Below are 1781 nucleotides of genomic sequence, written 5' to 3'. Positions count from 1 at the left end.
TTGCGCCGCCATTCCCCTCTTTGGTTTTATAGCTGCCGCCTGCCAACTATATCAGAACATAAACCCCAGAGAGAGTTGCCGCGCGGAGCACGGCAACTCTCTCTGGGGTTTTGATTTTGTCCTAACAAAACTGGCGGCAGCTATAAAAGCTGGCTTCAGATGTATCTCGGTGTTTGGGGCTGTAAATCTTGGTTGGCATATGCGATCGCGATATTTTGACCACCAAATCGCCGCCGCGATCGCTGCTACTGGTAGGAGTGATTATGCGGGGCATAAATAATTCAGGATGTAGTGCTTTCCAAAAATATTCCACAAAATGGGCGATTTCACGATCGCTCATGCCCGTTTTCCCCGTGGCAATTAGTTTGCGTTCGGCTTCAATGCGCCATTGCAGGCTGTAGGTATAGTCTTCAGGGACAAGAACGATCAGACTATCGAGGTAGTCCCAGAGCGGCAAGTAATTGTAGAGGTTGGCGTTACATTCAAGGGCAAACTCGCGATCGCGCTCCGACAGAATGGGCGGGACAAAATTGCGAAATGCAGAAACAGGCAGAGGATGCATCCCGACAAACCAGCCTTCAAACAGGACGATATCTGCATTTTCAGAAATTTCAGGCTCGCCCCGATCCCCTGCCCCATCATGTAACGACTTATCAAAACGCGGGATAGCAATCCCTTGACTATGGGCAGACGAGCGATCGCGTAATTCCCGTAAAACTTCAATCCCTAAATCAATATCGTGGGTACTAGGGGGACCTCGCCAAATTATTTCGGGACGGCGATCGCGTAATTTTTGGCGATCGGTATAGGTTTTATAGAAATCATCAAGGGAGATGCTCAGGAAGGTCTTACCTAGATGGCGCAACAATATATTTAAGACATACCCTAGGGTGGTTTTGCCTGTGCCTTGTCCACCTAATAGACCTTGGATTAATGTGCGCCCAGCTTTTTCTTGCTGAAAGGCTAGCCTTTGGGCGAGGGGTAACCAGTAGTACCACAATAGGGAAAATATGGCAGCAGGGGGCGAAATTAGAATATTTTGACGACTCAAGGCTTGCGAGATCTCTGGATAAACTAACGCCATGAGACGCGATCGCCGATCAACGATGTCATTAAATACCTCATCAAATACCTCATCGACCCTATTTGCATTTGCGATCGTCTCGATTGATAAAGCATCGAAGGGCAAAAAACAATCGCTATTTTTTTTGATGTCCCCCACTAATAATTCACGATCTGAGCTGGGTAAGCGATCGCCTTGAATTATTAGTTCAAAAATTCTTATAGGTATATTTTCGATCATTTCCTTACTTAACAAGGCTTCTACACGATCTATCCGATCTATTAGCTATACAGATTACAAATTTACAAAAATTAAGCTATTAATTAACAATTATTTAACATAGAATAAAATCAGTGAGTAATTATACGTAGGCTCCTCCACACAAACTACATATTTTTACTTAGTCCCTAAATTAGTTAGATCCATTACTAAACAGAAAAAAATTACAACTATGAACCTGAAAGCTCTTTTGATTGTTGCAAGCCTTGGATTATCTGCTGGTTTGGTCTCCTGTGCTACTGAAACCCCTGCCCCTCCTGCTGCTACAACCCCTTCTGCAAAGCCTTCTGCTGATGCTACCCCTTCTGCAAAGCCTTCTGCTGATGCTTCAAAAGACAAAGCTACCCCTAAGCCTGGTGATGCTATGAAGCCTGATGCTAAGCCTGGTGATGCTATGAAGCCTGATGCTAAGCCTGGTGATGCTATGAAGCCTGATGCT

2 protein-coding genes are annotated in these 1781 nt (G+C 45.0%); one reads left to right on the top strand and one right to left on the bottom strand.

The window, feature by feature from the left end:
- Nucleotides 1-121 precede the first annotated feature (121 nt).
- Nucleotides 122-1303 carry a hypothetical protein gene (locus AC805_RS12190; protein ID WP_055075696.1) on the bottom strand — a complete coding sequence of 394 codons (1182 nt, stop codon included), beginning with the start codon at nucleotides 1301-1303 and terminating at the stop codon, nucleotides 122-124.
- Nucleotides 1304-1514: 211 nt separating this feature from the next.
- Here AC805_RS12190 and AC805_RS12185 point away from each other — a divergent pair.
- On the top strand, nucleotides 1515-1781 hold a 267-nt coding region (locus AC805_RS12185), incomplete at its 3' end, for a hypothetical protein (RefSeq protein ID WP_055075695.1).

This window comes from Pseudanabaena sp. 'Roaring Creek' (assembly GCF_001402795.1).
GTDB lineage: Bacteria > Cyanobacteriota > Cyanobacteriia > Pseudanabaenales > Pseudanabaenaceae > Pseudanabaena.
This window is presented reverse-complemented; position numbering and strand designations above follow the sequence as displayed.